A 6,494-nucleotide genomic window follows, 5' to 3' on the forward strand; every position below is an offset into this window, starting at 1 on the left:
GACTGATAACGTTCGGGAACCGGGATGTTCGGGAACCGGGACGATCGCACTGATGACTAATGACTGATAACGTTCGCGAGCGGGGACAGCACTTCTGACTAATGACTGATGACTTAATGACTTCGTTCTTCCCTGTACAATGGAGGAATAAGATTAAACTCTTAACATTCGACAGTCTCAGGAGTTCCACAAATTATGACTCAAGCGATTTCCCAACAGCGGGGCATTCAAATGACGGACTCTGCTGTTCGTCAAGTTTTAGCTCTTCGAGAAAAACAAGGTAAAGACCTCTGCTTGCGCGTAGGGGTGCGGCAGGGTGGCTGTTCTGGTATGTCTTACGTGATGGATTTCGCAGACCCCAGCACTGTGAAATCTGACGATGAAGTGTTCGACTACGAGGGTTTTCAGGTAGTGTGCGATCGCAAGAGCATTCTTTATCTCTACGGTTTGGTGCTCGACTTCAGCGATTCGATGATCGGCGGCGGCTTTAAGTTTACCAACCCCAACGCTACTCAAACTTGCGGTTGCGGCAGTTCTTTTTCTGCTTAAAGTTGACAGTTGACAGTTGACAGTTGACAGTTGACAGTTGACAGTTGACAGTTGACAGTTGACAGTTGACAGTTGACAGTTGTAGGGGCGGTGGATGGTGCGGGCCCGCCCTCTTCGCTGACAGTTGACGGTTGACAGTTTGAGAGCGACCTCTACCCTTAAGTCCGAGGAATTGAGTAATGAATAGTCCGATCTTAATTCCTTCCTCGAAGGGTTCCGGCTTTCAACCAATTCTTTCTGGTAATTGGTCTCCAGCTAATTGCTTCGCGATCGTGAGCGATCGACAATCAGCTTCCGATCCGTTTCCTTTGTCCCGCACCCATGCTTTCGAGCAATCTAAAATCTAAAATCCAAAATCCAAAATCGAATGACCCCTGAAGAAATGTTTAAAGACGGTTTCGATCGCTACCAAGCTGGCGAAGCCCCTGCTAATTTGATCCCCGTGTTCAAAGAATTGTGCGAGAAATCTCCCAAAAATGGCAATGCCTGGGCTAGCCTCGCGTGGCTCTACCTCTTGGAAAATAAACCCGGATCGGCTCAAAAAGCAGCTAAAACCGCCGTTAAATTGAACCCTCACGACCCCCAAGCTCGCATCAACCTAGCTGTCGCGATTCTGGATCTCAAAGAAAAAGGGGTGCGCCCCCACGTAGAAGTTGCTCAGCAACTCCTGATGGCTTCCGAAGAGTTGTTAGAGGAAGTTACAAAAAATTTTGAAGAAGGATTAAGCCGCAAACCGGACTGGAAGAGTCTCGCCCGCGTGAAACAGTGGCTTCTGGAACCGTAAACCCGCAAACAAGTCGATTTAGTGGTGGGGATCAAGGAAATCGGGTTTGTGGTTTATTACGATCTCGTAATAAATCAATAAATAACTTTATGGAAAACTCAGGAAGTCAGTGCTAGTATTTGAAAACTTAGACGATCGACAAACCGGCACAGCGGTTTTCAGACTTGACTAACATAAATACTAGGAGTTGTAAGAACATGAGCACTGACAGCCACGTTAACATCAAACCAGCAACCCGCAACCACAAAGGTTTCTTTATTCAGCCTGCTTCTTACAAATTGATGAGCATCGATAAATCCGGCTGGGCGTTGATTTGCATGGACAAAGCAGTTTGTCATTATGTAGATCCTGATGACTTACAATTGCCGAATAAGTCGGGAATGTCTGAAGGTTAATCCAGAAGTTTTGAGAGACATTAAAATGCTTTATTTGAGTAGCTGCCCTCCCTGGAGAGGCAGCAACTTTTTTTTGATCGGTCATTAGTCATCATATGGTATGCGATCGATTGATCGCAATCAGATTCGTTTGTAGTGCGGACTTCAGTCCGCGGTGTTGCTTAATCGGGGTATGAAAATGGATAACTTGAAAATTTAGAAGATTGACTGGCTGGCTTGTTTTATTTTTTCACATTGAGTCGTTCATACCGTAAATCAACAACGCCCAGTCCGCCACTTAAGAGCGGACTGAAGTCCGCACTACGAACTTTCATTGTTATTATAATCGACGGCACATGATATCAGTTATTAGTCATCATTCATCCGGAAGATATTGAGCAAGGAGCAATGTATGGGATTTAACGGATAGAAAAATTCCCAATTCCCGGTTCCCAATTCCCGATCGCCTAATTGCTAGATTTGAAGGCAAAAAGCAGATCGAGCTGAGCAGTTGTCGGTTCTGTCGAAGTTGTGGCTACGCTGACTCCTCGGAGAGAATTGAGCAATTCAGTGACGGGCGGCGAAACTAAATTGGGCTGTACTGCGAGCAAATAACGGTTCGCCCATGACATGGTTTTGTCCATATCTATATAAAAGTAACCTTGGTTCGCCTGGGGTACAGCAGTGGCGATCGCCTGAAAACTCCGACTGCTGCTTAACGGTTGCGGTGGCGCTGTGGTGATGACATCGACTAAAGGGCCGCCGAAAGCGACAAATACAGAATTTTCATTCAGCCAACCGTGCCCGAATAAAGTGCCTTGCTGCGGTATTTGCCACTCTGTTACCTGTTTTCCCTGCACTTGTCTGGGGGCGACGCTGACTGTAGGATTGCTTTTGGCGATCGCATCGAGTTTTTTGAGGGTTGCTTCCGCTGCGGGGCGATCGCTCGTTTCAAAAATCATCGCCGCCCCCATCCCCAACTGAGACAAAATACCTTGCTCCGAACCGATCGCCCCGATCGCAAATTCCCCATTCATCCAGCCAAAAACCTCACGATCTGCATCCAAATCCAACCGCTTAAAACTACTCCTCACCTGCTGAATGCCCCTGTCAACTTCCGGGCTGTCTTTTGCCTCTGCCGTCGCCTGCAACCAAATGCGATCGAGTCCCTTACCGCCTACTAAAGCAATGGTTTCGCCGGGAAATCTGGGCAACAATTTCGATCCGACTAGCGGCTTTTGCTGTCCGAATTTAGGATCTAACCGAGCGATAGTTTTCACCCTCAATCCCGAACTGTCGGCCCCTATTCCCGCTACCAAAGACTTGACTTGTTTAAACTGTGAAAGCACTGTCGAAGGCAATTGAAAATTATCTGGTAAATTAGCTTTCAATTGCTGTATCGCGGCAGGATAGTCCGCAATATAAACAGTTGCGATCGGATTGGGCACCCCAGCACTCTCAGCAAAATACTTGCTTGTACTCTTCTGGGTAGCAAGAGAGGGTGAGCCTTTAAAAGTATCGATCGCCAATTCCACAGGCTTTCTCAAAGGAGCCATCACTAATTGATCGTTCAACAAAGCCACACTGTAGCGCTTGCCGGTTGGCTCTGCAATTTCATAAATTTTAACTCCTTTGTACTCAGTTTCTTGAGTTTTGGCACCTTCCTGAGATTTTAATTTATTAGCAAAATTCCAAGCACTAATTTTATTTTTGACACTGACTACAACGAGCAGTTTAGGAGGCTCTGTTTTAGCGGTAGCATCTGGGGGTAACAAAGCCACCATCACGCCCCCCAGCCAGGGCTTTAAGTCTCTCTCAAAGTCGATTTGAGTGCCTGCCAAGCTTTGTTCTTGAAAGGCCTTCAAACCCCCACCGATCAACTTTTGAGCGCCGGGGGTGCCGAATTGCTGCAACTGTGACAGCGCTTGGGGATTGGGGGAGATGAAGGCGGCCATCATTGCTTCGTCGGGTACAACTTTGGCGCTGTCTTGGGGGTTGGAGACTTGTTGGCTCAAACCGTGGAAGTAAAGGTACACCGCGGCGCTACCTGCTGCGATGATGGCGGCAGCAATTAGAAGCTTTGGTTTTTTTGCAGGCATTGTTTTCGATCCTCGCGTCCTTTATCAGTTTAATGAAAATCCACTGAGCTTGTGGGGAGGCGATCGAACAGGCTATTTATTTTTATAGAATTTAAAACGGGTTTGGGCGATCGTGTAAACTGCTGTTGACATCAAGTGCGGAAAGAAAGATGAAAGTAGCGATCGCGGGAGCAACGGGATTTGTCGGTACCCGGCTGGTGGAGAAGCTGCAAGCAGCCGGACATCAAATGGTGGTTTTGAGTAGGGATGCGGCGAAAGCTGGGCGAGTTTTCCCGGCTTCGGCTTATCGGAATTTGGAAGTTGTCGCCTACACTCCGGCGGAGTCTGGTGATTGGCAAAAGTCGATCGCGGGCTGCGATGCTGTGGTTAATTTAGCTGGGGTGCCGATTGCGGAGGAAAGGTGGACGGAAGCCCGCCAGCAAGCGATTCTCGACAGTCGCAGATTGACGACAGGAAAATTAGTAGAGGCGATCGTCAATGCTAATCCTAAACCATCGGTGTTTGTGAGCGCATCGGCGATCGGCTATTACGGAACCAGCGAAACCGCTGAGTTTGACGAAAACAGCCCTGCGGGAAACGATTTTTTAGCAGAAGTTTGCAAAGACTGGGAAGCTGCGGCCCAACCTGCCAAAAATGCGGGCACCAGGCTAGCAATTTTGCGATTGGGAATAGTTTTGGGAATGGGAGGCGCGCTAGCAAAAATGCTGCCACCTTTTAAACTATTTGCTGGCGGCCCAATTGGCACAGGAAAACAGTGGTTTTCTTGGATTCACCGCGAGGATGTAGTTGATTTAATTTTGTATTGTTTGCAAAATTCGCAAGTTCAAGGCGTTTTGAATGCGACAGCACCTAATCCTGTGCGGATGAATGAATTGTGCCAAACTTTAGGGGAAGTTTTAAGTCGGCCTTCTTGGTTGCCGGTGCCAAGTTTTGCTTTAGAAATGCTGTTGGGAGACGGCGCTAAAGTTGTTTTGGAAGGGCAAAAAGTTTTGCCGAAACAAACTTTGGCTAGCGGTTTTCAATATCAGTATCCGACGCTAAAGTTAGCTCTAGCAGAGATTTTGGCGGGTAATTAAATCCTGCGTTTTTAGATATCCCTCGTTCCCGGGTTCTGCCTGGGAACGCATATTCAAAGGCTCTGTCTCGTTTCTTTAAATAAATCATCCCACTCAACAATCAATCACATCAACTACCAACAATCCATCTCGATGCCTCGGGTGCGATCGCATTTGTCAAGAACTAGCAGCCACAGAATTAGACACTTGGCAGGAATATACCCTGTTAAAAATGGATTTTGAGGACGATTTCGACGAATCTGGGCAGCCGTTACCAGTTTTTTTGTTAAAAATGACTGTCCGAGTATGGGACACATTCACGCTTTGCGAGTACCTCCTGAAGTGTGATCCTCTTCGAGGATTTCGCTAACGGCTATTGAGGTAATTCATTGGGTAAATTGGGGAATTGAGCCGGAGGAGTTTAGCGTACAAACATGAAGATTTTTCATTGCCGCACAGGCCGCCAGCCCGCTAGCCCGAAAGTCCGCCAGGGGTTTAAACCCCTGGCTCAAAGCTGAAGTCAGTTAAAACTGACTGTGGATATTAAAACAATGAATAAATGCCTAAATTGACAGCAAGTATTATGTGCGATATCGCTTTGTTATCATGTAATTCCAGTCGGTTTCAACCGACTTAAGCTATGAGGCAGGGGTTTAAACCCCTGCCGGACTGCGGAACTGACGGACACACAGACTGAAATTTTACCAAAATAGAAATAGAATCGGAATTTACCATGTCAGAATTACAAGCAAACCAACCAATTAATTTCAGTAGCTTTGCCGAATGGTGCAAGCACAAAGATAGTCTTTCAGAAGCGGCAAGACATACAGTTGAAGTGTTATTAGAACAATCTGGCACTTCTGACGCTAATGAAGCCGAGGAAATACTTTTAAAACTCACTGAACTAAATCTCACCCGCAATGAAATTACCGATATCACTCCACTGTCAGCACTCACCAACCTGACACAACTTTATTTCTGCCACAATGAAATTACCGATATCACTCCACTGTCGGCACTCACCAACCTGACACAACTTGATTTCATCCACAATGAAATTACCGATATCACTCCACTATCGGCACTCACCAAGCTGACACAACTTTATTTCATCGACAATGAAATTACCGATATCACTCCACTGTCGGCACTCACCAACCTGACACAACTTTATATCGAAAACAATAAAATTACAGATATCACTCCATTGTCGGCACTCACCAACCTGACATACCTGGATCTCAGAAACAATCTAATTACCGATATCACTGGGCTATCGACACTCACCAATCTGACAACACTGATTCTCAGCAACAATCAAATTACCGATATCACTGGGCTATCGGCACTCACCAACCTGAATACACTGCATCTCTACTGCAATCAAATTACCGATACCGCTGGGCTATCGGCACTCACCAACCTGAACACACTGCATCTCTACTGCAATCAAATTACCGATACCGCTGGGCTATCGGCACTCACCAACCTGAACACACTGCATCTCTACTGCAATCAAATTACCGATATCACTGGGCTATCGGCACTCACCAACCTGACCGAACTGAATCTCGAAAGCAATCAAATTACCGATATCACTGGGCTATCGGCACTCACCAACCTGACCGAACTG

The 6,494-nt window shown here is 46.7% G+C and carries 7 protein-coding genes and 1 pseudogene; 7 read left to right on the forward strand and 1 reads right to left on the reverse strand.

What is annotated here, in order from left to right; translation table 11 throughout:
* Positions 1-195 precede the first annotated feature (195 nt).
* The 4 genes from QZ938_RS17805 to QZ938_RS17820 all read left to right on the forward strand — a co-directional run bounded on the left by QZ938_RS17805 (position 196) and on the right by QZ938_RS17820 (position 1,728).
* The gene (locus QZ938_RS17805; RefSeq protein WP_265238087.1) at positions 196-549 is read left to right on the forward strand and encodes an iron-sulfur cluster assembly accessory protein; all 354 of its coding nucleotides are present in this window, start codon (positions 196-198) and stop codon (positions 547-549) included.
* Positions 550-728: 179 nt separating this feature from the next.
* Positions 729-896 carry a hypothetical protein gene (locus tag QZ938_RS17810; RefSeq protein WP_293146271.1) on the forward strand — a complete coding sequence of 56 codons (168 nt, stop codon included), beginning with the start codon at positions 729-731 and terminating at the stop codon, positions 894-896.
* A 20-nt stretch (positions 897-916) separates the two neighbouring features.
* Positions 917-1,333, forward strand: a complete 417-nt coding sequence (locus QZ938_RS17815) for a tetratricopeptide repeat protein (RefSeq protein ID WP_293146270.1) — start codon at positions 917-919, stop codon at positions 1,331-1,333.
* 197 nt (positions 1,334-1,530) lie between these two features.
* Complete coding sequence (locus QZ938_RS17820) at positions 1,531-1,728, forward strand: hypothetical protein (RefSeq protein WP_006632682.1); 198 nt, start codon at positions 1,531-1,533, stop codon at positions 1,726-1,728.
* 446 nt (positions 1,729-2,174) lie between these two features.
* Here the strand turns inward: QZ938_RS17820 and QZ938_RS17825 are convergent, their stop codons facing one another.
* The gene (locus QZ938_RS17825) at positions 2,175-3,806 is read right to left on the reverse strand and encodes a DUF3352 domain-containing protein (protein WP_293350011.1); all 1,632 of its coding nucleotides are present in this window, start codon (positions 3,804-3,806) and stop codon (positions 2,175-2,177) included.
* 149 nt (positions 3,807-3,955) lie between these two features.
* Here QZ938_RS17825 and QZ938_RS17830 point away from each other — a divergent pair, with 149 nt between their 5' ends.
* The 3 genes and pseudogenes from QZ938_RS17830 to QZ938_RS17840 form a co-directional block, all read left to right on the forward strand.
* Positions 3,956-4,882 carry a TIGR01777 family oxidoreductase gene (locus QZ938_RS17830; protein WP_293350014.1) on the forward strand — a complete coding sequence of 309 codons (927 nt, stop codon included), beginning with the start codon at positions 3,956-3,958 and terminating at the stop codon, positions 4,880-4,882.
* A gap of 136 nt (positions 4,883-5,018) precedes the next feature.
* Positions 5,019-5,299 (forward strand): annotated as a pseudogene (locus QZ938_RS17835) (hypothetical protein); the annotation flags it as partial.
* Positions 5,300-5,594: 295 nt separating this feature from the next.
* The coding region (locus QZ938_RS17840; RefSeq protein WP_293365605.1) for a leucine-rich repeat domain-containing protein at positions 5,595-6,494 on the forward strand (900 nt) is incomplete at its 3' end.

The sequence above is a fragment of the Microcoleus sp. CAWBG27 genome, from assembly GCF_020883145.1.
In the GTDB taxonomy this organism is placed as follows: Bacteria; Cyanobacteriota; Cyanobacteriia; order Cyanobacteriales; family Microcoleaceae; genus Microcoleus.

What these genes read in the sequence shown, in the direction of transcription:
- QZ938_RS17805 (WP_265238087.1), top strand. Translation starts at nt 196, where the DNA reads ATGACTCAAGCGATTTCCCAACAGCGGGGCATTCAAATGACGGACTCT.
- QZ938_RS17820 (WP_006632682.1), top strand. Translation starts at nt 1,531, where the DNA reads ATGAGCACTGACAGCCACGTTAACATCAAACCAGCAACCCGCAACCAC.
- QZ938_RS17825 (WP_293350011.1), bottom strand. Translation starts at nt 3,806, where the DNA reads ATGCCTGCAAAAAAACCAAAGCTTCTAATTGCTGCCGCCATCATCGCA.
- QZ938_RS17830 (WP_293350014.1), top strand. Translation starts at nt 3,956, where the DNA reads ATGAAAGTAGCGATCGCGGGAGCAACGGGATTTGTCGGTACCCGGCTG.
- QZ938_RS17815 (WP_293146270.1), top strand. Translation starts at nt 917, where the DNA reads ATGACCCCTGAAGAAATGTTTAAAGACGGTTTCGATCGCTACCAAGCT.
- QZ938_RS17810 (WP_293146271.1), top strand. Translation starts at nt 729, where the DNA reads ATGAATAGTCCGATCTTAATTCCTTCCTCGAAGGGTTCCGGCTTTCAA.